The organism is Streptomyces sp. NPDC055287, from assembly GCF_053646035.1.
Genome location: NZ_JBSHNE010000003.1, coordinates 127,799 through 152,750, shown reverse-complemented (window position 1 = coordinate 152,750; position 24,952 = coordinate 127,799). Strand labels below are relative to the sequence as shown.

Annotated in this window: 16 protein-coding genes and 1 pseudogene; 11 read left to right on the top strand and 6 right to left on the bottom strand. The window is 70.8% G+C overall.

Translation table 11 applies throughout. The annotated features are described in order from the left end of the window. Nucleotides 1–32: 32 nt before the first annotated feature. Nucleotides 33–1,406 carry an MBL fold metallo-hydrolase gene (locus tag ACWIHY_RS06855; protein ID WP_454374558.1) on the bottom strand — a complete coding sequence of 458 codons (1,374 nt, stop codon included), beginning with the start codon at nucleotides 1,404–1,406 and terminating at the stop codon, nucleotides 33–35. Between the two features lie 378 nt (nucleotides 1,407–1,784). Here ACWIHY_RS06855 and ACWIHY_RS06850 point away from each other — a divergent pair, with 378 nt between their 5' ends. The 5 genes from ACWIHY_RS06850 (at nucleotide 1,785) to ACWIHY_RS06830 (ending at nucleotide 8,843) form a co-directional block, all read left to right on the top strand. After that, nucleotides 1,785–2,567 carry an HAD family hydrolase gene (locus ACWIHY_RS06850; protein WP_454374557.1) on the top strand — a complete coding sequence of 261 codons (783 nt, stop codon included), beginning with the start codon at nucleotides 1,785–1,787 and terminating at the stop codon, nucleotides 2,565–2,567. Between the two features lie 2 nt (nucleotides 2,568–2,569). Beyond that, nucleotides 2,570–4,969, top strand: a complete 2,400-nt coding sequence (locus tag ACWIHY_RS06845) for a glycoside hydrolase family 65 protein (RefSeq protein ID WP_454374556.1) — start codon at nucleotides 2,570–2,572, stop codon at nucleotides 4,967–4,969. Nucleotides 4,970–5,150: 181 nt separating this feature from the next. After that, nucleotides 5,151–6,869: a GAF domain-containing protein gene (locus ACWIHY_RS06840; RefSeq protein ID WP_454374555.1), complete on the top strand. Its 1,719-nt coding sequence runs from the start codon at nucleotides 5,151–5,153 to the stop codon at nucleotides 6,867–6,869. 172 nt (nucleotides 6,870–7,041) lie between these two features. Next, on the top strand, nucleotides 7,042–8,109 hold the full coding sequence (locus ACWIHY_RS06835; RefSeq protein ID WP_454374554.1) for an alcohol dehydrogenase catalytic domain-containing protein: 1,068 nt from the start codon (nucleotides 7,042–7,044) through the stop codon (nucleotides 8,107–8,109). Between the two features lie 164 nt (nucleotides 8,110–8,273). Further along, complete coding sequence (locus tag ACWIHY_RS06830; RefSeq protein ID WP_454374553.1) at nucleotides 8,274–8,843, top strand: universal stress protein; 570 nt, start codon at nucleotides 8,274–8,276, stop codon at nucleotides 8,841–8,843. A 50-nt stretch (nucleotides 8,844–8,893) separates the two neighbouring features. On the opposite strand, the gene ACWIHY_RS06825 is transcribed toward ACWIHY_RS06830, so the two are convergent. The 3 genes and pseudogenes from ACWIHY_RS06825 to ACWIHY_RS06815 form a co-directional block, all read right to left on the bottom strand. Beyond that, nucleotides 8,894–9,877, bottom strand: a complete 984-nt coding sequence (locus ACWIHY_RS06825) for an Acg family FMN-binding oxidoreductase (protein ID WP_454374552.1) — start codon at nucleotides 9,875–9,877, stop codon at nucleotides 8,894–8,896. A 175-nt stretch (nucleotides 9,878–10,052) separates the two neighbouring features. Beyond that, a complete protein-coding gene (locus ACWIHY_RS06820; RefSeq protein ID WP_454374551.1) occupies nucleotides 10,053–10,712 on the bottom strand; it encodes a DUF4389 domain-containing protein in 660 nt (219 codons plus the stop codon). A gap of 296 nt (nucleotides 10,713–11,008) precedes the next feature. Then, nucleotides 11,009–11,634: pseudogene (locus ACWIHY_RS06815) on the bottom strand (CBS domain-containing protein); the annotation flags it as partial. A gap of 239 nt (nucleotides 11,635–11,873) precedes the next feature. Here ACWIHY_RS06815 and ACWIHY_RS06810 point away from each other — a divergent pair. The 4 genes from ACWIHY_RS06810 to ACWIHY_RS06795 all read left to right on the top strand — a co-directional run bounded on the left by ACWIHY_RS06810 (nucleotide 11,874) and on the right by ACWIHY_RS06795 (nucleotide 17,541). Then, nucleotides 11,874–12,608, top strand: a complete 735-nt coding sequence (locus ACWIHY_RS06810) for a response regulator (protein ID WP_454374550.1) — start codon at nucleotides 11,874–11,876, stop codon at nucleotides 12,606–12,608. A gap of 141 nt (nucleotides 12,609–12,749) precedes the next feature. After that, entirely contained in the window at nucleotides 12,750–13,676 is a 927-nt protein-coding gene (locus ACWIHY_RS06805; RefSeq protein ID WP_454374549.1) for an oxygenase MpaB family protein, read from the top strand. Next, nucleotides 13,658–15,904, top strand: coding sequence for a tetratricopeptide repeat protein (locus tag ACWIHY_RS06800; protein WP_454374548.1), 2,247 nt, complete (start codon nucleotides 13,658–13,660; stop codon nucleotides 15,902–15,904). Before ACWIHY_RS06805 ends, ACWIHY_RS06800 begins: the two co-directional genes overlap by 19 nt. Nucleotides 15,905–15,978: 74 nt before the next feature. Further along, on the top strand, nucleotides 15,979–17,541 hold the full coding sequence (locus tag ACWIHY_RS06795) for a phytoene desaturase family protein (protein WP_454374547.1): 1,563 nt from the start codon (nucleotides 15,979–15,981) through the stop codon (nucleotides 17,539–17,541). Nucleotides 17,542–17,627: 86 nt separating this feature from the next. On the opposite strand, the gene ACWIHY_RS06790 is transcribed toward ACWIHY_RS06795, so the two are convergent. Continuing rightward, on the bottom strand, nucleotides 17,628–19,403 hold the full coding sequence (locus ACWIHY_RS06790) for a serine hydrolase (protein ID WP_454374773.1): 1,776 nt from the start codon (nucleotides 19,401–19,403) through the stop codon (nucleotides 17,628–17,630). Between the two features lie 222 nt (nucleotides 19,404–19,625). Between ACWIHY_RS06790 and ACWIHY_RS06785 the strand changes: the two genes are divergently transcribed. Further along, complete coding sequence (locus ACWIHY_RS06785; protein ID WP_454374546.1) at nucleotides 19,626–20,738, top strand: NAD(P)H-dependent flavin oxidoreductase; 1,113 nt, start codon at nucleotides 19,626–19,628, stop codon at nucleotides 20,736–20,738. Beyond that, nucleotides 20,735–22,291 carry an acyl-CoA synthetase gene (locus ACWIHY_RS06780; RefSeq protein ID WP_454374545.1) on the top strand — a complete coding sequence of 519 codons (1,557 nt, stop codon included), beginning with the start codon at nucleotides 20,735–20,737 and terminating at the stop codon, nucleotides 22,289–22,291. The genes ACWIHY_RS06785 and ACWIHY_RS06780 overlap by 4 nt, the downstream gene beginning before the upstream one ends. A 129-nt stretch (nucleotides 22,292–22,420) precedes the next feature. On the opposite strand, the gene ACWIHY_RS06775 is transcribed toward ACWIHY_RS06780, so the two are convergent. After that, complete coding sequence (locus tag ACWIHY_RS06775; RefSeq protein ID WP_454374544.1) at nucleotides 22,421–24,865, bottom strand: penicillin acylase family protein; 2,445 nt, start codon at nucleotides 24,863–24,865, stop codon at nucleotides 22,421–22,423. Nucleotides 24,866–24,952: the final 87 nt, after the last annotated feature.

Below are 24,952 nucleotides of genomic sequence, written 5' to 3'. Positions count from 1 at the left end.
TCACTCCGTGTCAGGGCGGGTGCGGTCGGGCGTCAGTCCGTGTCGGGCAGGGCGAGGGGCAGCCCGGCTTCGGTCGCGGCGTCGAAGCCGTCGTCGACGGCGACCACGGCGCGGTCGGCCGCGTCGAGGAGCGAGGCGGCGATCGCCGCGCGCATGCCGCCCGCGCAGTGCACCCAGACCTCGCCTGGCGGTACCTCGTCGAGACGGCCGTGCAGCTCGTGGATGGGGACGTGCACCGAGCCGTCGATGTATCCGCCGGAGCGCTCGGAGTCACGGCGCACGTCAAGTACCACGATGTCCCGACCGTCTTGGCGGACGGTGCTCAGCTCGGCGAACGTGGCGCGCCGGAAGGACCGCAGTTCCTGCTCGCGGGCCACCCAGTCGAGCGGGTCTCCGGTGGCCGCGGCGGCCGGGCGGTCGATGCCGACCCGGACCAGTTCCCGCTGCGCGTCGGCGATCTGCTCAGGCGTGTCGCCCAGGAGGGTGACGGGCTTGCCCCACGGGATCAGCCACGCCAGGTAGGTGGCCGGTTTCCCCCCACCCTCGAAGTTGAACGACCCTGCGACGTGCCCCTGGGCGAACGCGACGCGGTTGCGCAGGTCCACGACCCATTCCCCGGCCGCCAGGCGCTGAGCGATCTGAGCGGCGTCTGCCTGACGCGGCGGGGTGAGATCCACGGGGGCGGGCCCGGCGGCATTGGCCGGGCCCATGTGCGCGTAGTAGGCCGGTACGTCGTCCAGACCGGCCAGCATCTCGGCGACGAACGTGTCCACGTCGCGGGTCAGCGCCTCGTTGTTCTCCCGTTCGGCGCCGATCGTGGTGGCCTCCCCTTCGGCCTGGGACGAGGAGCAGAAGCTGCCGAAGCCGTGCGTGGGCAGCACGGCCACGTCGTCGTCGAGCTCGGTGGCCAGGCGGTGGGCGGAGGCGTGCTGGGCGCGGGCCAGTTGCCCGGTCAGCCGCGGTTCCACCAGGTCGGGCCGTCCCACCGTGCCGATCAGCAATGACCCGCCGGTGAAGGCCACCACTCCGCGGCCGTCCTCCTCCAGGACGTAGGAGGTGTGGTGAGGCGTGTGACCGGGAGTGGCCAGCGCGTGCAGTGTCAGGCTCTCGTCGACCGCGACGCTGTCCCCGTCCGCGACCGGCGTGCGGGCGAAGGACACGGAAGCGCCGGCCGGGACCAGGTAGCGGGCCCCGCTGACACGGGCCAGTTCCAGCCCGCCGGTGATGTAGTCGTTGTGGAGGTGGGTCTCCACCACGTACGCGATCCGCACCCCCCGCCGGGCCGCGGCCGCGACCACCTGATCGATGTCCCGCGGCGGATCGACCGCGACTGCGGTACTCGGCCCGCCGGCCAGGTAGCTGCGGTTGCCCAGGCCTTCGAATTTCAAGGTGTCGACGAAGAACACGGCTACGGCTCCTTCCAGAAAATGTACCCCCGGGGGTATCTGTCCCTCACTCTAACAGGAATACCCTGGGGGGTATTCGGAGCTGGTTCGGGCCGGTCACGGAGACTGCCGCCACGGCTGCGGGTACCCGGCCGTCCACGAATCGACCGTCAACGGGGACCCATGGGGCTGCGTGTCCTCCACCGGGCGCACCAGGGGGCTCGGCAGGATGTGCGGAGGCATGCCCGTGTGCGGGAGAACCGACGGCTTCTCCGACACCGCTTCTCCCGGCGTCGCTCGGACACTGGCCCGGCCGGGGGACACCAGTTGCGTACCGAACAGGAGACCCGAGATGACGTTATGTCCGAACGCCGTCGGGTTCGGTTCCGTCCACCGGGCATGGTGGCCGTGAGCAGCGGCCGGACCGCAGCCTGGCGCGGGGTGCGCGGGGTCGTCCTCGACACCGACGGTGTGATCACCGACTCGGCGCGGGTTCATGCAGCGGCTTGGAAGGTGGCCTTCCAAGCCTGTCTGCGGGACCACGTTTCCGCGGAACCCCGGCTCGGACGGCCGTTCGACATCCGCGACGACTACCTTCGTTACGTGGACGGCAAGTCGCGCCTGGACGGCGCTGCCTCGTTCCTCGCGTCCCGCGGTCTGACGCTGCCACCCGGCCGGCCCGACGACCCGGCCGGTACCGGCACGGTCGCAGCCGTGGCCGCGTACAAGGAGCGGATCTTCACGGAGCGGCTGCGCACGGGCGGCATCGATGCCTATCCCGGAACCGTGCGTTTCCTGCGGGCGCTGCGTGAGCGGGGTGTGCCCCTCGCCGCCGCTTCGGCGTCCCGGCACGCGTCAGAGCTGCTCGCTCGCGCGGGAGTCCTGCCGCTCTTCGACGCTCTGGTGGACGGCTCCGAGGCCGCCCGGCTCCACCTCCCGGGCAAGCCCGACCCGGCGCTCTTCCTGGAGGCGGCCCGTCGGCTCGGCGTACCCGCCGGGCAGGCCGCGGTCGTCGAGGACGCCCTGGCCGGGGTGGAAGCGGGCAGGCGCGGCGGATTCCGCCTGGTGGTGGGAGTGGACCGTACGGCGGGCCCGGACACCGGTGCCGCGCTGCTGCGGCACGGCGCGGACATCGTGGTCCGGGACCTGTCCGAACTGGTCACCGAGGACGTCAAGGAGTGACGATGCCCGAGTGGAACTGGGAGTACGCGGGGTACGAACCGGCCAAGGAGCGGCTGCGGGAAGCGCTGTGCACGCTCGGCAACGGCTATTTCGCGACCCGCGGGGCGGCCCCCGAGTGCGCGGCCGACCCCCTGCACCACCCGGGCACGTACGCGGCCGGTTGCTACAACCGCCTCGTCTCCACCGTGGCCGGGCGGCCGGTCGAGAACGAGGACATGGTCAACCTGCCCAACTGGCTGCCACTTCGGTTCCGCACGGCAGCCGGCCGGGGAGAGGAGGCCGCTCAGTGGTTCACGCCGGACAGTGGGGCACTCGTCGAGCACGGCCAGACTCTGGACCTGCGTACGGGCACGCTGGAGCGCAGGATGCGGTACGTGGCTCAGGACGGCCGCGCGCTGGACGTACGGCAACTGCGTCTCGTCTCCATGGCCGACCCGCATCTTGCCGCGCTGCGCACCGAGTTCACCGCCGACGGCTGGTCCGGTGACATCGAGGTGGAAGCCTGCCTGGACGGATCGGTGACCAACAACGGTGTGGCGCGCTACCGGCAGCTGAACGGAAGCCATCTCGTCCACGTCGACGTCGGGGACGCCGCCCCGGGCACGGTATGGCTGCGCTGCCGGACCAGCACGTCGGACATCCGCATCGGGCTGGCAGCCCGTACGACCGCGGAAGAGGCCACGGAACGCGTACACACCGCTCACGAGCCGCTGCGCGCCGTCCAGACCTTCCGCCTGAGCCTGTCGACGGGGCGTACCGCCGTCGTCGACAAGACCGTGGCCCTGCACACTTCCCGTGATCCGGCCATCAGCGATCCACTGCACGCCGCTGTCGACCGGGTCGGCCGGGCGCCGGGCTTCGAGGCGCTTCTCACCTCACACGCCGCCGCCTGGCGGCAATTGTGGCGCAGAGCCGACCTGGACGTGCCCGGAGAGGCGGGACGCATCCTGCGGCTGCACCTCTTCCATGTACTGCAGACCCTGTCACCCCACACCGCGGATCTCGACGTGGGCGTTCCGGCCCGTGGTCTGCACGGAGAGGCCTACCGCGGACACGTCTTCTGGGACGAGCTGTTCGTCCTGCCCTATCTGAACCTGCACTTTCCCGAAGTCTCCCGTGCCCTGCTCCTCTACCGCTACCGGAGGCTGGAACCGGCCCGCAATGCCGCCCGCGACGCCGGACGGTCCGGGGCCTGTTATCCCTGGCAAAGCGGCAGCGACGGCCGGGAGGAGACCCAGCTGCTGCACCTCAACCCGCGTTCCGGGCGCTGGATTCCCGACCATTCCCGGCTTCAGCACCACGTGGGCTCCGCCGTCGCCTACAACATCTGGCAGTACTGCGAGGCGAGCGGTGACGCCGAGTTCCTGGAGACCAAGGGCGCCGAGATGCTGACGCAGATCGCCCGCTTCTGGGCGGACTCGGCCACGTACGACGAAGCGTTGGGACGCTACCGGATCCGCGGTGTGGTCGGGCCTGACGAGTACCACGAGGCGTACCCGGGATCGGCTGTGCCGGGCCTGAACGACAACGCGTACACGAATGTCACCGCGGCCTGGGTCGTCGCCCGCGCAGCCGACGTGGTCCGGGCGCTTCCCGCACCGCGCCGACTGGAACTGTGTGAACGGACCGGTATCGGCGACGGTGAAATCGCCCGCTGGGAGGATGTCTCCCGCAGGATGTACGTGCCTTTCCACGGCGGCGTTGTCAGCCAGTTCGACGGATACGGCGACCTCGCGGAGCTCGACTGGGAGGCCTACCGCGCCCGTTACGGCGACATCCGCCGCCTCGACCGCATCCTGGAGGCCGAAGGAGACTCGGTCAACGGATACCAGGCGTCAAAGCAGGCCGACGTCCTGATGCTCGGCTACCTCTTCTCACCCGCCGAACTGAGCGATCTGTTCCGAAGACTCGGTTACGAACTGGACGACGCGACGTGGAGCCGAACAGTCGACTACTACTTGCGGCGCACCAGCCACGGCTCGACGCTGAGCGGGCTCGTCCACGCGTGGGTGCTGTCGCGCGTACGGCGCGAGGACGCGTGGACGTACTTCCGGGAAGCGCTGGAGGGTGACATCGCCGACCTGCAGGGCGGTACCACCGAAGAAGGTGTGCACCTCGGCGCGATGGCCGGCACGCTCGACCTGGTCCAGCGCGGGCTGACCGGCCTGGAAACCCGGGACGGAGCCCTGTGGCTCGACCCGGTGCCCTCGCCGAAGCTGTCCGAGTACGGGTTCTCCATCCGCTACCACGGACACTGGGGTGTACGCCTTCGCACGCGGACCACGAAGCTCGAGATCGGTGTGCCCGCCTCTGACCGGACACCCATCGACGTCCGACTCCGGGACCTGGAGATGTCCGTGCAACCCGGCGCATCCGTCGAGCTGACCCTGCCGGACCAGTGAGAGAACCCGTGTGGCCGTGCGAGGGCCACTCCCTCGTGGCACGGCGTGTGGCCCCGGAACGGCCTGCCCTCGCTTCACAGCCCTTCCATGGCAGCGCACAGCCGTTTCATGGCACCGCACCGGTCCCGCGACGGACCGATACGCTGGTCTCGGGCCGCTAGCCGACCTGAGGAGGGAGCCGGTGGGCGTGGACGAGCCGTTGTCGCGGATGCCGCAGCTGCGTCTGGATGAGCTGCTGGAGGAACTGCAGGCGCGGATCAACGCGGCCAGAGGCACCCGGGACCGCGTGCACAGCCTGCTGGAGGCCGTCGTCTCCGTGGGCCGGGAACTGGACCTCGCACAGGTGCTGCGCCGGATCGTGGAAGCGGCCGCCCTGCTGGTGGACGCGCAGTACGGGGCGCTGGGCGTGATCGGTCCCGACGGACGCAGCCTCTCCCAGTTCCTGACCGTGGGCATGACGCAGGAGCAGATCGCCAGGATCGGTCATCTTCCCGCCGGGCACGGACTGCTCGGTGAACTCATCCGCAACCCCGAGCCGCTGCTGCTCACCAATCTCGGCGCGCATGCCGCTTCGTACGGATTTCCCGCTCACCATCCTCCGATGCGTACCTTCCTCGGGGTGCCGATCCGTGTGCGTGACGAGGTTTTCGGCAACCTCTACCTGACCGACAAGCAGGGCGGGCAGGACTTCGACGCCGAGGACGAAGCCGTGATCTCCACCCTGTCGGTGGCCGCAGGCGTTGCCATCGACAATGCTCGGCTGTACGAGGACTCCCAGCGCCAGCAACGATGGCTCGGGGCCAATGCGGAGATCACCAAAAGCCTGCTGTCCGGCAGCCCCCGGGTGGCCGTGCTGGCACTGATCGCGCGGCGGGCCCGGGAGATCACCGGGGCCCGGCTCGCGGAAGTGTCCGTACCCGTCACGGACACGGACGACCTGGTCGTGGAGCTGGCCGTCGGAGCTGACAGTGATGTGCGCCGGGGCCTGGTCGTGCCGGTCGAAGGGACGCTTTCGGGAGCGGCGTACCGGGCCGGCACACCCGTGACGACCGGAGCACTGGAGAAGGACCCCCGGTACACAGCCGGGCCGAGGAGATACGAAGGGCTGGGGCCGGCCGTGGCGGTTCCGCTCGGTACGGCGGCTGGGGAGGCCCGCGGTGTGCTGCTTCTCGCACGCTCTGCGGAAGAGCCCGTTTTCACGGACGCCGAACTCCAGCCGCTGCTCGGCTTCGCGGGGCAGGCCGCTCTCGCGCTGGAGCTGGCCGAACGACGGCGCGACGCCGAACAGCTGACCCTGCTGGCGGACCGGGACCGTATCGCCCGTGACCTGCACGACCTGGCCATCCAGCGGCTGTTCGCCACGGGAATGACGCTGCAGAGCGCGGCTCGTTTCATCGAGCACCCGGGAGCGGCCGAGCGCGTCACGCGGGCTGTCGGCGACCTGGACGAAACCATCAAGATCATCAGGTCGACGATCTTCGGCCTGCGCACGCACGGCGACGAGACGGGCCCCAGTCTGCGGGCACGCGCGGCCCGGGCCGTCGGCGAAGCCGCGATCCCCTTGGGGCACCCGCCGCGCCTGAGCATGGAGGGACTGCTGGACACGGACGTGCCACCACATGTGGCGGACCATGTCATGGCGGCGCTCCAGGAGGCTCTCAGCAACGCGGCCCGGCACGCGCACGCGACCCGCGTGGAGGTGACGCTGCAGGCAGCCGGGAAAGAGGTGGTCCTCACGGTGGCGGACAACGGTGTCGGCATTCCACGCGACGGTCGGCGCAGCGGGCTGAAGAATCTGGCCGAGCGCGCGCAGAGCTTGGACGGGACGTTGGAGATCCAGACACGGCCGGAGGGCGGCAGCCGGCTCGTCTGGCGAGCTCCTCTCGCTCATCAGACGTAGCGACGAGCACCTGGTGGGCCCGGCGCGCGCACCACGCCTCAGCCCCGGGGTCGGGATCGGGAGGCTGACGGGGCCGACCGTCCCTCGTTCGGGTACCGACCGGCCCAGGCGCCCGAGCTCCCGCCGCGCCACGCTTGTGTGTGAGGCAGCGCATCGGAAGAAGGACGACGCCATGAAGGCTCTTGTATTCCAAGGCCCAGGAAAGACGTCCTGGCAGGAGGTTCCGGACCCAGACATCAAGGACGCCGCCGACGCGGTCGTCCGCGTCGACGCCGTAACCATTTGCGGCACCGACCTGCACATCATCAAAGGCGATGTGCCGGAGGTCGAGCCGGGCACGGTGCTGGGGCACGAGGCTGTGGGCGAGGTCGTGGAGACCGGCAGTGAGGTCCGCACAGTACGCCCGGGCGACCGGGTCCTCGTCTCCTGCATCGCGGCGTGCGGACGCTGCCGCTTCTGCCGCGAGAACCGCTACGGGCAGTGCCGCGGAGGCGGCGGGTGGGTTTTGGGCCACCTCATCGACGGTACGCAAGCCGAATTCGTACGCGTGCCTTTCGCGGACCTCTCAGTGCACCCACTGCCCGGCTCCGTCGACAGTGACGACGCGGTCCTGCTGGCCGACATCTTCCCCACCGCCTACGAGGTGGGCGTCCTCAACGGACGGGTGGGCCCCGGTGACACGGTCGTGGTGGTCGGCGCCGGGCCGATTGGTCTGGCCACCGTCGTGGCAGCCCAGCTGTACACGCCCGGGAAGATCGTCGCTGTCGATCTCTCCGAGTCCCGGCTGGCTGCCGCACGCGCCGTCGGTGCCGACGCCACTGTCGGAGCGGGCGAAGAACCGGAAGAGCTGGTCAAGGACCTCACCGACGGACTCGGCGCCGATGTCGTGGTCGAAGCGGTCGGCTTGCCCGAGGCATTCGAGGTGTGCACCCGCATGGTGCGCCCCGGGGGCCACGTCGCCAACATCGGCGTCCACGGCAAACCCGCCTCCCTCCACCTCGAGGACCTGTGGATCAAGGACGTGACCATCACGACCGGGCTTGTCGACACGCACTCGACGCCGCTGCTGCTGCGCATGATGGCGGCGGGGCGGCTGCCCTCCTCCGAGTTGGTCACGCACCACTTCGAGATGGGGCAGATGCAAGAGGCATACGAGGTGTTCTCCCGAGCCGCGGAGACCGGCGCGCTCAAGGTGGCGCTGGGTGCTCCCCGGCACGACGCGGTCACACTGCCCGCGTAGGGGGCGCCCCGATTCGCTCACCGAGGTGGCCGTGGGAACCGGGCTCGAGCCTCGTCATCGTCGGACACCGCGACGCCGCCGGCACGCGTCTGGGTCCGGTGACGCGTTCCCCGATTCACCATGCGGCGTGCCCCGTGGCAGTCGTGCCCCACACCCCGTAGTGCGTGCAGCGCTCCCAGGTCCCCGACCCGCCGCAGGTTTCCCGTCCGACAGGGGATGTGGTGCTCGGGCTGGATCTTGCCCACCCGAACGGCGACCTGCTGGAGTTCGCGTTCGTATGCGCCGATCGGTACGGCTCTGATCTGCGGGTACTCCACACCTGGCCGCTGCCACCTGCCTTCGGACCGGACCTCGCCGGTGTGCTGACGGAGCAGCTGACGGACTTCGAGAACGAGCGGAGCAACGCGCTGGACACTCTGCTCGCGCCGTGGACCCAGAAATACCCGGCTGTGCCGGTGAGCCAACAGGTCCGCCAGGGGCGTCCGGCAGTGGACCTGGCGGAGTCTTCGCGCGACGCCGGACTGATGTTCGTGGGACGCAGGAGCCGCTCGGCGCGGCTCGGGGCGCACATCGGTGCCGTGACGCACGCCGTGGTGCACCACTCGCTGGCGCCCGTTGCGTCGTGCCGCACGACTGACTGCCGGATTGACGGATTGCCGGCGAACGCGGTCGAGGACGAGGTCGTCGCCAGGGCGCGAGCAGTCACGGATCACGCGAGTACTCACGGATCATGAGAATGCGTCAGAACGGGTTCGCGCCGCGGCGACCTCGGACAACGCGGATCTCAGACCACGTCGAGTACATCGCTCACCGGCCTGCGGGGGGTCGCCGGAGCAGCGGGGCCGTACCCGAGGCGCAGCAGCATCTGGGCGTGCCCCATGGCGGAGAGCGGGTCGCGCACAGCCCACCGCAGCTCGGGCCATTCCAGTGCGTGGGAGCTGAGGGACGTGGCGATTCCGTCCAGGGTCGCTCGAAGAAGGACACGCTCCAGTGCCTGGCCGGCGTGCAGCCAGTCCGCCCGGCCGTCCCGCTGGGTGCCCAGGGCGGCCAGGCAGGGCGCCTTCTCGAACGTCGCCGTCTCGCGGCCGTCGATGGGCTCCCCGCCCGCGAAGTCGCGGACGACGGCCCGGCCTTCGTGCGGGCGGGGCCCCAAGGCGTAGTTCGGGATTCCGTCAGCCGATGTGTCCCCGGCATCGGTCCGGGTCCAGCGGGCGATCTCCTCCTGCACGTCCGGGGCCGCCGCCTCCTCGGTCTCGGCGTCCTGAAGCAGGTCGAGGACGGCCTCCACCTGCCACGGGCTCAAGTAGGCCAGGCGGGCGCCCTCGGCCACAGCGGCGCCCTTGAGCCCGTCGAGCAGCGCCTGGGGGACGGCCTCGTCGGTGAACGGATTCCTGTTCGTGCGCCGCCTGGGAATCGCCGTGTACATTCCGGCCAGGTCTTCTTCTCCGTCGGGCAGGCGGGTGAAGACGACGTCGGCGAGCAACTCGGGATCGGCCGCGTCGGGCAGCAGGGAGACACGTGCATGCCGGCCGTCGTGGGCGGCGGCAACGCGAAGATTGAACAAGGCGGCGCCACAGCCGAGGTGCAGCCCACGCTTGTGCGGGTCTGCCGCAGGCAGGACACGAGCGGGGTTCATGCGCAGGCGCAGGACGCCTGTGCTCCGTACATAGTGGAACCGCCACGGCTGGGCATTGTGCATGGACGGGGCGGCAGTGGCATCCGTGACGAACTTTGCCACGGCGGCCGCATCCGGCGTCTGAGCGGGCACGGGAACCTCCCTACAGGTGCGGGTGCCAGGCGGCAGTCGGTCATGTCGCGAACGCCCGAGAGCTGACCGGTGCGCGAGGAGTGCCTCCAGCTTCCCCGGACGGTCGGATACGGGGGAGGGGCCGAGGGACCCCGATCGGGCCCGAACGGCCCTGGTACGCGGTGAGGCGCCGACGTCACGCGCCAGGCGGGTGGTTCGGCTCGGTCGCGCCCATGTCCAGACGGAACGGTGGGTAGTCGTCCGTCATGAGGCTCGCGTACGCGGACACTCGCAGTACCCAGCGGTTGAGCCCCATGATCAGGTCGTACAGGTCTCGCGGGTACTTCTCGGTGAACGTGAGGATCACGGCGGCGATGACAGTCAGCACGAAGATCAGCCCGCCTGACCACCATCCGCTGTGGAAGCCCCCCATGAAGAAGCCGATCACGATGTAGTGCGGGATGGCGAAGAGCCACCACTTGACCAGGACAAGTCCTCGCGACAGCCGCTGGGGGTAGACGATGTCCAGCCGGGCGGGGTATTCGGACACCTCGCCCAGGCTGAAGGGCGGGTAGCGGTCCGTGCCCAGGGCGGCGTAGGAGTAGTACGACACTCGCCATGTCCGGCGCAGCACACCAAGATTGAAGTCGAACAGCGCCCGGGGGTAGCGCTCGGTGAACAGGATGGCGAAGAAGGCGACCACGCTCACCAGGAAGAACGCTATCCACAGGAAGAACAGCAGGATGTAGTGAGGGATCACGAGGATCCACTTCACGAGCCACAGCCACGGCGACAGGGGCGAATCCAGCGTCGCCTCGACTCGGACGGGACGATAGACGGCGGGAGGCGTCGTCATAAGAGTCAGCTCCTTCGCGCAAGCAGGGAATGCACCCTGCGGTCGAGCGTGCCTTGTGTCACTCGCTGCCTCAGACATGGCTGGACGCAGCGAGCAAGCGGCGCGACGCCTCGGAGACAGTTGCTGTCTGGTGGCGCCCATCGTCGAGCGGGTGATGTCGGAGGCATGGCGCTCGCCGCTGTCTCACCGGCTGTCCGCAGTGGCCGCTTCCCGTGATTCCAGGATGGGACCCGGCCCACGAGATCCGACAGGGCCGAGTGGCCCGGCACAGGGACCTTCGCCCCCTGCCACGCGTCGGTCAGATCGAGACGAATGTCCACGACTCCCTCCACCGCGCGGACGGCCCGGGCCAGCAGCGGCACCAGCGCCCGGTCGTCCAGGTGGCCGCCCAGGACGACCACTCCGTCCGTGACCGAGACCTCGACCTGTGCTGTGGTCGGCACATCGGGGAGAACGGTGTGGCGAATCTCGGCTGCGATGCCCTCGCCCGACCGAAGGAACACTTTCAGTAGGTCGCTGCGGCTGACGACGCTCTTCAGCAGGCCGACACCGTCCACCACGGGCAGCCGCTTGACGCGCCGCCGTGCCATGGTCCTTGCCGCTTCGGCGATGGTGGCGTCAGCGTGCACGGTGACCGCAGGGCTCGACATGAGCTCTTCCGCGAAGACCGCACCCGCTTTGGCCTCGTCGCTGGGTGGCCGCTCGGCGGCGGTCGGGCTGTCGAGCCGGTACTCCTGCCTTGGGCAGCAGGTCGGCCTCCGAGACCACACCGATGACCCGGCCGTCGCCCTCGAGTACAGGCAGGGGGCACGACCTGCCACCGCTCCATCAGCTCAACGAGGTCCTTGTACGACGCGCGGCGGCCTACGGCCACCGCAGTGTGTGTCATGACGTCACTGACGGTGTGACGCGAGGCAGACATGTGCGGAGTCCCTTCGTCGTCAGCGGATGGGCCCTGTCATGTCAGGCGTCGCGATGGCTCCGTCCCGGGCCGACGTGCTGCCACTCACGCTGCCACTCACGCTCCCACTCGGCCAGCTCGCCCGAGCCCTTCACCGGAACAGCCGATCAGGGCCATCCGGCCCTGGCCGTATGACCTGCGCGAGGGCACCATGCGTAGGGTGCGCCCCAGTGGACGATCCCGCGACCACGGAGATTGCGATGACGGACAGCAGCAACGGACCCCTCGATAAAGCGCAGGTCAGGGTCTTTCTGCTCGACGACCACGAAGTAGTGCGACGAGGCGTGCACGACCTGCTGGACTCCGAACCGGACCTGACCGTGGTCGGCGAAGCAGCCACCGCCGAGCAGGCGCTGGCGCGCGTGCCGGCACTACGCCCCCACGTCGCGGTGCTGGACGTGCGGCTCCCGGACGGGGACGGCGTGAGCGTGTGCCGAGAGTTGCGGTCGCGTATGCCCGGTCTCGCCTGCCTCATGCTCACCTCCTTCGACGACGAAGAAGCGCTGCTCGACGCGATCCTGGCCGGAGCGTCCGGCTACGTCCTCAAGCAGATCAGCGGCACCGACCTGGTCCACGCCGTACGCACGGTGGCCTCGGGCCAGTCCCTGCTGGATCCCGGTGCCACGGCTCGTGTGATGGCCCGGCTCCGGGGAGACAACGCTCCCAAGGACGACCGACCGCAGGAACTGCCGGGGCTGACGGAACGTGAGCGGGAGATCCTGGCCCTGGTGGGAGAGGGCTTGACCAACCGCGAGATCGGCAAGCAGCTGTTCCTCGCGGAGAAGACCGTCAAGAACAACATCTCGCGGCTGCTCGCCAAGCTGGGTGTGGAGCGCCGGGTACAGGCCGCGGTCATCGCCACCCAGGCGCTGTCGGCGCAGGGACACCAGAACGCGACGTCCTCCGCGTCGAATCAGGGCCGCTCCACGAACTGAGCGTCCGCAGCCGGTGGGTCCTCAGGAGAGCGGCACAGCCGCGACGGGGCAGGAATCCGACGAGCGCACCATGACCGCGCGAACCAAGCACCTGAACCGGGGCGCTAGCCTGGCCGTACCGGCCCGGCGGGAGGTGGGGACATGCGGGACGCCGACCCCGGGCTGTTCGGGCCCGAATCGGTCACCTGGCAGATGCACGGCGACCCGATGATGTGGATCGCGGGGGTACGCGCGCTCTACCTCCAGGCACTGCACCCGCGCGCGGTTCGCGGCGTTCTGCAGAACAGCGATTTTCGACGCGACGCGTGGGGGCGGCTGCTGCGTACCGCCTCGTTCGTCGGAACGATCACCTACGGCACCACGGATGCCGCCGAACGGGCCGGCGCCCGGGTCCGCAGGATTCACAGCCTGCTGGGAGCCACCGACCCGGCCACCGGCGAGCGCTACGGCGTCGGCGAGCCGGAACTGCTGCTGTGGGTGCACTGCGCCGAGGTCGGCTCGTACCTGGACGTCGCGCGCCGCTCCGGCTTCTGCCTCAGCGACGCCCAGGCCGACCAGTACCTCGTCGAACAGCGCGAAGCCGCCCGTCTGGTCGGCCTCGACCCGGCCAGGGTCCCCGGGACCATGGCTGAACTCGCCGGCTACTTCCGGCAGGTCTCGCCGGAACTCGCCGCCGGGCCCGAAGCCCGCGAAGTCGACGATTTCCTCCGCGAACCCCCGGTGCATCCGCTCCTCGTACCGGCGCGCGCACTGCTGTGGCGGCGCGTGGCCTCCCTCGCGTACGCCTCACTGCCTCCCTACGCCCATGAGCTGTACGGCCGCCCCGCCCCCGCCCCGGAAACGATCACCCGCAGGCTCGCCGCAACCGGAACGGCCCTGCGCTGCATCCCCTCCCGTGTGCGATGGCAACTGCCGCCCGGTCACATTCTGAACGCGATGGCGCGGCTCGGCGCCGATGCGCGCCCCGCACCGTACAAACTCCGCAGCCAGGCGGCCATACTGGACGGGCCGGGGAGGGCGCAGCGGAGTGACGGGGGCGACAGCACGAGATGGCGGACACCAGGCTGATCCAAGGCCGGTACCGGCTGCTCGATCAGATCGGGCGCGGGGGCATGGGCGAGGTGTGGCGTGCCCACGATGAGTCGCTGGGGCGCAAGGTCGCCGTCAAATGCCTCAAGCCGGTGGGGCCCCAGCACGACCCGAACTTCACCGGAGTGCTGCGGGAACGCTTCCGCAGGGAGGCGCGCGTCGCGGCCGCCCTGCAGCACCGCGGCGTCACCGTCGTCCATGACTTCGGCGAACACGACGGCGTGCTCTATCTCGTCATGGAACTGCTCGACGGGCGCAACCTGAGCCAGCTCCTGGAGGACAACAAGGCGCACCCCCTGGACGTCGCCGATGTGGCCGACATCGCCGAGCAGGTGGCCTGGGCCCTCGCCTACACGCACGAACAGGGCATCGTCCACCGCGACCTGAAGCCCGCCAACATCATGCGGCTCTCCGACGGCACAGTGAAGATCTGCGACTTCGGCATCGCGCGCCTCGGCCACGACATCGGCTTCACGTCCCGGCTCACCGGCACCGGGATCGCCATGGGCACCCCGCATTACATGTCGCCCGAGCAGATCAGCGGCGTCGAGGTCGATCACCGCAGCGACCTCTACTCGCTGGGCTGTGTGCTGTACGAGATCGCCACCGGCGTTCCGCCGTTCGACCTCGACGACGCGTGGGCCGTCCTCGTCGGTCACCGGGACACACAGCCGGAGCCACTGCGCACGCACCGCCCGGAGCTTCCCGAGTTCTTCGACCGCGTCGTCCTCGACCTGCTCGCCAAGACGCCCGAGGAGCGGCCGGCCGACGCCAGGGAACTGGCGCACCGCCTGACCGCCGGACGCGCCTCGGGCCCCTTCGCCGCACCGGGGCCGCGCCGGCCGGCCGGCCGGCCCGAACAGCCGCCGTCCCGCGCCCCCCGCCTGCCCTCCTGGACGCGTGGCATGACGACCGGCCACAAGGCGAGCGGCACGTGGGCGCTCCCGCACACCCCGACCGACCACTCCGCCGGGCTGATGGGGGAGTGGACCACCGGCGTCGACCTGCGGGCCGCCGCCGCGGTGCCGGCAGCGCGCCGGCCGGAGCGGCCCACACCGCCGCCCGAGGTGCTGGCCGTACTGAACAGCAGGCACAACGCCGGTCTCAGCCTCGGCCGCCTCGGCCGCTGGAACGAAGCGGGCGAGGTGCACCGCGCGGTCGCGGCCGAGCGCGAACACGCCCTCGGCCCGGACCACCCCGACACGCTCGCCAGCCACTACGAGGTCGGCTTCACGCTCAGCAGGACCGGACGCGCCGCCGACGCCCTGCGCGAGTTCGGCCTCGTGGCCGAGGGCCGCGAGCGCACCATGGGCCCCGACCACCCCGAGACCCTCGCCGCGCGCCAGGAGACGGCCTACGTACTGGGCCAGCTCGGCCGGCACTTCGAGGCGCACCAGGTGTACGCCGCCGTGCTCGCCTCCCGGGAACGCACCATGGGCGCCGAGCACCCGGACACGCTGCGCTGCCGGCACAACCTGGCGTTCAACCTGAGCAGACTGGGGCGCCTGGAGGACTCCTACCGTATGGCGCACGAAGTCGCCACGGCCCGCGCCCGGGTGCTCGGCGCGACGCACCCGGACACGCTGGTCACGCGCTACGAAGTCGCGTACGCGCTCGGGCAGCTCGGGCGCTGGGCGGAAGCCCTCCAGACGTACCGGGAGGTCGCCCAGGCCCGCGCGCAGGCACTCGGCGCCGACCACCCCGACACCCTCGCCGCCCGCTACGAGGTGGGTATCAGCCTGGGCAGGCTGGGCCGCAGTGCGGAAGCCCTGGAGCTCTACCGGGCTCTCGTCGACGACCGCACCCGAGTGCAGGGCCCCGCCGATCCGGAGACGCTGCGCGCGCGGCACGGTCTCGGCGTCAACCTCGGCCGCCTCGCCCGCTGGGAGGAGGCGCTGGCGGAGGCCCGCGACGTGTGCGCGATCCGCGAACGCGTCCTGGGCGCCGACCACCCCGACACGCTCGTCAGCCGCCGTGAGGTGGCCGTCGGCCTCGGCTGGCTGGGCCGATGGTCCGACGCGCTCGCCGTCTACCGGCAGGTCGCCGAGGCCCGCGAACGCGTTCTCGGCGCCGATCACCCCGACGCCCTCGCCAGCCGCAACGACGAGGCCCACTGCCTGGAGCAGCTGGGGCGCGGCGCGGAAGCCGTCGAGCTGTACCGCCGGGTGGCCGCCCTGCGGCAGCAACGCGGAGTCCAGAGCCCCTGATTCCGGGTACGTACAGGTACGCACAGCCGAAGAGACCAGGTACGCACGGACGCAGAGACAGGAGTGCCCACGACATGCCCGTAAAGGACAGCTATGACGCCGTGATCGTCGGTGGCGGACACAACGGCCTGGTCGCCGCCGCCTACCTGGCCGGGGCGGGACGCTCCGTGCTCGTGCTGGAGCGCCTGGACCGTACCGGCGGGGCGGCGGTGTCCACCCGCCCCTTCGCCGGCGTGGACGCCCGGCTCTCCCGCTACTCCTACCTGGTGTCACTGCTGCCCCAGCGGATCGTCCGCGACCTGGGGCTGGACTTCGCCGTACGCAAGCGCACCGTCTCCTCGTACACGCCGGTCGGGCGCGGCGGCCTGCTGGTCGGCGGAAGCGCGGACAGGACCCGGGAATCGTTCGCCCGGCTCACGGGCGGCGATGCGGAGTTCACGTCCTGGCAGTCCTTCTACGCTGTCATGCGACGCGTCGCCGAGCGCGTCTTCCCGACCCTCACCGAGCCGCTGCCCACGCGGGACGCCCTGCGCGCCCGTATCGGTGACGAGGCGGCCTGGCGGATGCTCTTCGAGGAGCCGCTCGGTGTCGCGATCGAGGAGCACTTCACCGACGATCTCGTACGGGGCGTGGTCCTCACCGACGCGCTCATCGGCACGTTCGCCGATGCCCACGACCCCACGCTGCTCCAGAACCGCTGCTTCCTCTACCACGTGATCGGCGGCGGTACGGGCGACTGGGACGTTCCCGTGGGCGGCATGGGAGCGCTCACCGACGCGCTCGCGGACGCGGCCCGGGCGGCGGGCGCCGAGATCCTCACCGGCCAAGAGGCGACCCGGATCGACACCGACGGCCGCCGGGCCGAAGTGACGTTCAGGAGCGACACGGGTGAGGCCACTGTCGCCGCCCGGCACGTTCTCGTGAACGCGTCCCCGGCAGCGCTCGCGACGCTCCTGGGGGAGGAGCCCGCGACTTCCGCCGCCCCTTCCGGCTCCGCCGAAGGGGCGCAGCTCAAAGTCAACATGTTGCTGCGCAGACTGCCGCGTCTGCGCGACCGTTCCGTGGAACCGGAAGAGGCGTTCGCGGGAACGTTCCATGTCGCGGAAGGGTACGGCCAATTGGCAGCCGCGTACGAGGAAGCCGCTTCGGGACGGCTGCCCAGCGCCCCGCCTTCGGAGATCTACTGCCACTCCCTGACGGACCCCTCGATCCTCGGCCCGGAACTGGCCGCGGCGGGCTGTCAGACCCTGACCCTCTTCGGTCTGCACACGCCGGCCCGGCTCTTCGCCCACGACAACGAAGCGGCCCGCGCGGAGCTCCTCGCGTCCACCCTCGCCCAGCTCGACGCGTATCTCGACGAGCCTCTCACCGACTGCCTCGCGCTCGACGAGAACGGCCGCCCCTGCATCGAGGCGAAGACCCCGCTCGACCTCGAAAGTGAACTGCGGCTGCCCGGCGGCAACATCTTCCACCGCCCCCTCTCCTTCCCGTACGCCGACGAGTCCGCCGGGACCGGCCGGTGGGGCGTCGAGACGGCGCACGCGAACGTCCTGCTGTGCGGGGCGGGCGCCGTCCGGGGCGGGGGAGTGAGCGGTATCCCGGGCCACAACGCGGCGATGGCCGTTCTGGGGCGCTGAGCGGCAAACACAGCCGTCGCGCCGCAGTCCGCGCCGCAGTCCGGTTCCAGTCCCCCAGCCCGGTCCCAGTCCCGTTCAGCCCGGACTCAGTCCTCGGACGCCGTCCAGCCCGTCGCCTCGATGCGGGCGGCGTCCGAGAACCTGGCCTCGTCGAAGAGAGTGCGGCGGCCGTCGTCGACCCGCAGCCCGTCGACGTACGCGCCCCGGCCGACGTACAGCGCGTCGGTCCGGTACCGCCAGCGCAGTCGCACCTCCTTGCCGCACCATGCCGTGAGGTCCGCGCTCAGCCGGTGCCGGACGCGCCCGGACCAGCCGGTGACCGCGCCCGCCGGGTGCGGCTGCGGCTCGTGCCCCTTGCGTACGGTCGTGAACGGCACCGCCTCCCAGGTGGCGCCCGCGTCCACCGAGGCCTCCAGGAAGAGGCGGTCGGAAACCGGTTCGGTGTCCCACCACAGCGAGCAGCGCAGCCGAGGACGCTCCGACGCGAGGGGGAGGGGGAGGGCGGGCAGCGTGAGCGTGGCCGTGGTGGCGGAGGTCATGCCGGAGAACCAGGCGGTGCGGCCGTGGGCCGGGCGGACCGCCACGGCGCGGGCCAGGTTGTTGGCGGCGGCCACGCGCGGTGCGCTGCCGGAGCGCCAGCTGCGCACCGGGTGGACCGAGTTGCCCAGTACGACGAGGAAGGAGTCGGTGGACGGGTCGAGGACCAGGCTGGTGCCGGTGAACCCGGTGTGGCCCGCCGTCTGCGGAGTCGCCATCGCGCCCATGTACCAGTGCTGGTAGAGCTCGAAGCCCAGGCCGTGCTCGTCGCCGGGGAAGGCGGTGTTGAAGTCCGTGAACATCAGCTCCACGGACTCGGGCCGCAGAATCCGCACCTTCCCGTACGCGCCGCCGTTGAGCAGCGTACGGCCGAGGATCGCGAGATCCCAGGCGGTGGAGAACACTCCGGCGTGACCGGCGACGCCGCCGAGGCTGTACGCGTTCTCGTCGTGCACCTCACCCCACACCAGCCCCCGGTCGAGTCCGGACCAGGGCAGCCTGGCGTCCTCGGTGGCGGCGGTCTTCGGTCTCCAGGAGGCCGGCGGGTTGAAGCGGGTGCGGTGCATCCCGAGCGGAGCAGTGATCTCGTCGTGGAGCAGTGTGTCCAGAGTGCGACCGGTGATCTCTTCGAGCACCAGTTGCAGCGAGATCAGATTGAGGTCCGAGTAGAGGTACTTCGTGCCGGGCGTGCTCGCCGGCGCCTCGTTCCACAGGAGCCGCAGTTTCCCCTCCCGCGTCGGCTCCTTGTAGAGCGGAATCCAGGCTCGGAATCCCGACGTGTGCGTGAGCAGCTGGTGCACCGTCATGTCCTGCTTGCCCGCGCCCCCGAACTCCGGGAGATACGTGGCGACCTTCTCCTCGAGCTCCAGTGTTCCGCGCTCGATCTGCTGCACGGCGAGCATGGAGGTGAAGAGCTTCGAGACCGACGCCAGATCGAAGACGGTGTCCTCGGCCATCGCGATCCGCTGGTCCGCCGGGAACTCCACCGCCGTGTCGGTCTTCTCGTCGTACGCCGAGTAGCGCACCGCGGAGCCGATCGCCTGATGCAGCGCCACCGTGCCGCCCCGCCCGGCGAGCAGGACCGCGCCCGCGTACCAGGGGTGCTTGGGGGACGGGCCGAGGTAGCGCTCCGCGTCCGTGACCAGCTGCTTCAGGGGGCCGGGGAGGAGCCCGGCGCGCTCGGGCGAGCCGCGGCGCAGCGTCGGCCGTCCGCCGGAGCCGCCTGCCGCCGCCGACGTCGCCGGGTCCGCCGCTGTCCGGCCCGCCGCCGCGCCGGCCCTCCCGGCGGCCAGCGGCGCGAGCACCATGGCGCCGCCCAGCGCCATGATGCCGCCGCCCAGCCTGCGCCTGCTGATTCCTCTGTCCTCATCCGCCGCACCGTCGGCCACGAGCCACCCCTTGTGAAAGTAACTTCCGACACACGTTCAACAAATGAAACTTTCTTGCAGGCGGCAAGTGCTGTCAACCGCCCCACAGCGCGCAACAAATCTGACGCAGCATCAGAAAATCCCTTCCCTCGTCCGCCCCGCTGCGGCATCCTGCCGCTCATGGAGACGGAGCTGAGCAAGAGACTGGGTGTAGAGCACGCCATCTTCGGCTTCACCCCCTTCCCGGCGGTGGCCGCCGCCATCACCCGGGCGGGCGGATTCGGCGTGCTCGGCGCGGTCCGCTACACGGCGCCCGACGAACTCGCGCGCGACCTCGACTGGATGGCGGAACACACCGACGGAAGGCCGTACGGCCTCGACGTCGTCATGCCCGCGAAAAAGGTCGAGGGCGTGACCGAGGCCGACGTCGAGGCGATGATCCCCCCGGGGCACCGCCGGTACGTCGAGGAGACCCTCGCCAAACACGGCGTACCGGAACTCGCCCCCGGTGAAGCATCGGGCTGGCGCATCACCGGCTGGATGGAGGAGGTCGCCCGCAATCAGCTCGACGTCGCCTTCGACTACCCCATCAAGCTGCTCGCCAACGCCCTGGGCTCCCCGCCCGCCGACGTCATCGACCGCGCCCACGACCACGGTGTCCTGGTCGCCGCGCTCGCCGGCAGCGCCCGACACGCCGAGCGTCACGCCGCGGCGGGCATCGACATCGTCGTCGCACAGGGCTACGAAGCGGGCGGACACACGGGCGAGATCGCCTCCATGGTCCTCGTTCCCGAAGTGGTCGACGCCGTCCATCCGCTACCCGTACTGGCGGCCGGCGGCATCGGCAGCGGCGAACAGGCAGCCGCCGCCTTCGCCCTCGGCGCGCAGGGCGCCTGGCTCGGTTCCATCTGGCTCACCACCGAGGAGGCGGACCTCCACTCGCGCGCTCTCACCGCCAAGCTCCTCGCCGCGGGCTCCGGCGACACCGTCCGCTCCCGCGCCCTGACCGGCAAGCCCGCCCGCCAGCTGCGCACCGAATGGACCGACGCCTGGGACGATCCGAACGGCCCGGGGACGCTCCCCATGCCGCTCCAGGGACTGCTCGTGGCCGAGGCCGTCTCCCGTATCCAGAAGTACGAGGTCGGGCCCCTGCTCGGCACACCCGTCGGCCAGATCGTCGGCCGTATGACATCCGAACGCAGCGTCCAGGCCGTCGTCGACGAGCTCACCCGCGGTTTCGAACGCGCCGTGGACCGCATCAACCGCATCGCCGGAAGGAGCAGCCGCTCATGACCGCGACTCAGCCGCCCAACGGCTTCTGGGCCCAGGCGACGGCGGACCCTGACCGTACGGTTCTCACCGCCCCGGACGGCGAGCCGTGGACGGCGGGACGGCTGCACGCCGCCGTCAACCAGCTCGTCCACGGCCTGCGCGCGGCGGGCCTGCGGCAGGGCGACGCGTTCGCCGTCGTCCTCCCCAACGGCGTCGAGTTCCTCACCGCCTACCTCGCCGCCTCCCAGGCCGGCTTCTACCTGGTCCCGGTCAACCACCACCTGGTCGGCCCGGAGATCGCCTGGATCGTCGCCGACTCCGGCGCGAAGGTCGTCGTCGCGCACGAGCGCTTCGCCGACGCCGCCACCGCCGCTGCCGACGAAGCGAAGCTTCCCGGGAACCGCCGTTACGCCGTCGGGGACGTTCCCGGGTTCCGCCCGTACGGCGAACTCCTCGCGGGACAGCCCGAGTCCGCGCCCGCCGGACGCACCCTCGGCTGGGTCATGAACTACACCTCCGGGACGACGGGACGCCCGCGCGGCATCCGCCGCCCGCTGTCCGGCAAGCTCCCCGAGGAGTCCTACCTCGGCGGCTTCCTCGCCATCTTCGGCATCCGCCCCTTCGACGACAACGTCCACCTCGTCTGCTCACCGCTCTACCACACCGCCGTACTCCAGTTCGCGGGCGCGGCCCTGCACATCGGCCATCCGCTCGTCCTCATGGACAAGTGGACGCCCGAGGAGATGCTGCGGCTGATCGACCGGAACGCGTGCACGCACACCCACATGGTCCCCACCCAGTTCCACCGGCTGCTCGCACTCCCCGAAGTCGTACGGGCGTCGTACGACGTGTCCTCGATGCGCCACGCCATCCACGGCGCCGCGCCCTGCCCCGACCACGTCAAGCGGGCGATGATCGACTGGTGGGGCCACTGCGTGGAGGAGTACTACGCGGCCAGCGAGGGCGGCGGCGCCTTCGCGACCGCCGAGGACTGGCTGAAGAAGCCCGGCACCGTCGGCAAGGCCTGGCCCATCAGCGAACTCGCCGTCTTCGACGACGAGGGCAGCCGCCTGCCGCCCGGCGAACTCGGCACCGTCTACATGAAGATGAGCACCGGGGGCTTCAGCTACCACAAGGACGAGAGCAAGACGCGGAAGAACCGCATCGGGGACTTCTTCACCGTCGGCGACCTCGGCGTACTGGACGAGGACGGCTATCTCTTCCTCCGCGACCGCAAGATCGACATGATCATCTCCGGTGGCGTCAACATCTACCCCGCCGAGATCGAGGCGACGCTCCTCGCCCACCCGGCCGTCGCGGACGCTGCCGCCTTCGGCATCCCGCACGCGGACTGGGGCGAGGAGGTCAAGGCCGTCGTCGAACCCGCCGAGGGGTACACGGCGGACGACGTGCTGGCCGCCGGCATCCTCGCGCACTGCGAGCGGCGGCTCGCCGCCTTCAAGCGGCCGAGGACCGTCGACTTCATCGCGACGATGCCCCGCGACCCGAACGGCAAGCTCTACAAACGCCGACTGCGCGAGCCGTACTGGGAGGGACACGCGCGCCCACTCTGAGCGCCGTGGTTCGGTGCCCCGGCGGAACAGGACAGGCAGCCGAGCCGGCGCCCGCGTACCGCCGGAGAACCCCACCCGCGAACGGGCCCCCACCCCACCGGTGAGGGCCCTTCGGGCAACGCCGTACCGTCAGCGCTCGCGCACCCGCTCCACCCGCAGTTCCGGTGACCTGAGGATGTCCTTCTCGCAGAACCGGGACGTCACCCAGCGCTCGCCCGAGTACAGCTCGGTCTGGTCGCTGTAGTACGGCGACGACGGGTTCGACGACTGCGCGTACGTCAGCAGCGTGCGAGCGACCGGGCAGCGGCCGCCGTCCCAGCCCACCGCCTGGATGTGGCTGGAGCCGGTCGTCACCTCCGTGTAGCCGCCGCCGGCGGCGTTCCACACCGGCTCGATCTTGTTCCAGATGCCGAGCGACTCCGTACCGCCGTGGAGCGGGACGCGCTTGCCGTTGCGTACGACGAACTGGTGCTTGCCCAGCGGAGCGTCGAGCGCGATGCCCGCCGCCTGCAGCTCCGACACCGCGCCGGTGAGAGCGGTCGCGAAGCCCGGGGCGGCCGTGTTGAGCGTATGGGGCGTACGTACCGGATCCGCCGGGGAGAACGGCACCTTCCACAGTTCCGTCGTCGGCACGGTCGCCACCAGCTTGCGCCAGAACCGGTCGAAGAGCAGCGCACCCGCGCTGTCCGTGTTCACCGTCCTGTCCCAGCGGCCCAGCACGTCGCACGCTTCCTCGAGGTCCGGCCGGTCCGCCGCGAGCGTGGCGCACGCCTTCGCCGTCTCCGCTGCCGCCAGGTCACCCGCGGGCGCGCGGTTCGCGAACTGCTGTCGCTGCAGATCGCCGACGGTCAGCCGGCCCTTCTTCGCCATGGCCGACACATCCTCGACCGCGCCGCGCGTCCGCAGGGAACGGGGCGTCGCGACCGTGCCGAAGACCCGCTCGTACCCGGTCAGCGGCCGGTCGGCATTGGTCAGCCAGGCGCTGTCGTTGGAATTCTCGGCGTACGGCGCGTCCTTGAGCACCGGCATCCTCGACGGGCCGAAGATCCCCGGCTGTACCGCGTCCTTGTCCGAACCGAGCGCACAGCCGGTGCGCGACCCGTCCAGTACGGCGACCCCCGACGCCGGGTACGTCACCTTCCCGAGCGGCGTCGAACAGCGCTGCGCGAGGTCGTCGGTGATCCGCGGCAGGACCTGCGACTGGCTGAAGAACGAGTGCCCGGCGGAGTCCGCCGCGACGGTGTTCACCCAGGGCAGCCCCTGGACGCGGCGCAGCGTGTCCAGGATGCCGCGGGTGGAACGGGACTTGGCGAAGCCGAGCGCGGTGTCCGAGCCCCGCAGGTTGGCCGCGTTCGGGTCGTTGAGGGCGTACGCCGTCGTCGCCGACCAGGGGAGCGGGAGCGAGGCGCCGAACCCGGTGACGACCGGGCCGTAGCGGGTCCACCACTGGGTCCGGGTGACCGGCGCCCCGCCCTTGACGGGCACGGACACCGTCCGCTTCGTCATGCGCTCCGGCTTGCCGTCCACGAGATACGCCGTAGGGTCGGCCGGGTCCAGCGTCAGCTGATAGAGGTTGAACGTGACGCCGGTCGCGACCGTGTGGCTCCAGGCCACCTTGTCGTTGAAGCCGATGTTGACGACGGTCGTGCCCAGCAGCGAGGCGCCGGAGACGTTCAGTTCACCCGGGATGGTCTGCTGCGACTGCCAGAAGCGCCGCCCGCCCTGCCACGGATAGTGCGGATTGCCCAGCAGCAGGCCGCGCCCGTTCGCGGTGCTCCTGCCGTTGAAGGCCACGGCGTTGGACCCCATGTCGGCGTTCTCCGACGCGAACATCTCGCGTGCCGCGGCGGCCGCCCGCTCCGGATCGACCGCGCCCATACCCATACCCATACCCATACCCATACCCGTCCCCGCGCCCCCGCGCGACGCGGTGACCGGTGGTGCGGCGGCGGTGATGCCGTCGATGCCCCGCCCCTGGCCGCCCAGGACGGAGACCGCGAAGCCGCGCCTGGCGACATCCAGCGGTGTCACCGGGCGCACCCAGTCGGCTCCCGCGCAGGCCGGGTCGGTGACGCGGTTCTGCTTGAGCCACGCGTTGTACCCGGCGGCCCAGCCGCGCATCGACTCCTTGATCTGCCGACTGGGGCCGGCGGGTGCGGGGGTGGCGAGCAGCTTCTCGACCGTGCCCGCCTCACGTACCCCCGCGAAGTACAGGTCGCTGGAGAGGTTCCTGGTGGCCGAAGACAGCGAACTGTCGGGCGCCGCGTCCGCGCCGAAGTGGCGCGAGCGCTCGCCGCGCACGGTCAGGAAGCCGTCGGCGAGTGTGCACACCTGATCGGCGGCCTGGGCCCAGCCGGTGCCGAAGCCGAGGTTGGCGTAGTCGTTGGCCACGATGTGCGGAACGCCGTGCTCCGTGTAGCGGATGACGGCGGACAGCCTCCCGGACGACGGGTGCCGTTCGCGGTCACCGGTGCCGCCGGCCGCCCCGGCGGGGGTCGGCGGCAGTGCGGCCGCCGCCGTGACCAGGGCTACGGAGGTCAGGGCGAGCTGTCTCAGACGGGTGCGGAGGTGCAACGTGCCTCCCAAAGGGGGACGGTGGTGCACGGGTGTTGGCAGAGTGATTGGTCCATGCACGCAGCCGGGCGCGCTCATGTCAACATT

What these genes read in the sequence shown, in the direction of transcription:
- ACWIHY_RS06850 (WP_454374557.1), top strand. Translation starts at nt 1,785, where the DNA reads ATGGTGGCCGTGAGCAGCGGCCGGACCGCAGCCTGGCGCGGGGTGCGC.
- ACWIHY_RS06845 (WP_454374556.1), top strand. Translation starts at nt 2,570, where the DNA reads ATGCCCGAGTGGAACTGGGAGTACGCGGGGTACGAACCGGCCAAGGAG.
- ACWIHY_RS06835 (WP_454374554.1), top strand. Translation starts at nt 7,042, where the DNA reads ATGAAGGCTCTTGTATTCCAAGGCCCAGGAAAGACGTCCTGGCAGGAG.
- ACWIHY_RS06820 (WP_454374551.1), bottom strand. Translation starts at nt 10,712, where the DNA reads ATGACGACGCCTCCCGCCGTCTATCGTCCCGTCCGAGTCGAGGCGACG.
- ACWIHY_RS06810 (WP_454374550.1), top strand. Translation starts at nt 11,874, where the DNA reads ATGACGGACAGCAGCAACGGACCCCTCGATAAAGCGCAGGTCAGGGTC.
- ACWIHY_RS06805 (WP_454374549.1), top strand. Translation starts at nt 12,750, where the DNA reads ATGCGGGACGCCGACCCCGGGCTGTTCGGGCCCGAATCGGTCACCTGG.
- ACWIHY_RS06800 (WP_454374548.1), top strand. Translation starts at nt 13,658, where the DNA reads ATGGCGGACACCAGGCTGATCCAAGGCCGGTACCGGCTGCTCGATCAG.
- ACWIHY_RS06795 (WP_454374547.1), top strand. Translation starts at nt 15,979, where the DNA reads ATGCCCGTAAAGGACAGCTATGACGCCGTGATCGTCGGTGGCGGACAC.
- ACWIHY_RS06790 (WP_454374773.1), bottom strand. Translation starts at nt 19,403, where the DNA reads ATGGCGCTGGGCGGCGCCATGGTGCTCGCGCCGCTGGCCGCCGGGAGG.
- ACWIHY_RS06785 (WP_454374546.1), top strand. Translation starts at nt 19,626, where the DNA reads ATGGAGACGGAGCTGAGCAAGAGACTGGGTGTAGAGCACGCCATCTTC.
- ACWIHY_RS06780 (WP_454374545.1), top strand. Translation starts at nt 20,735, where the DNA reads ATGACCGCGACTCAGCCGCCCAACGGCTTCTGGGCCCAGGCGACGGCG.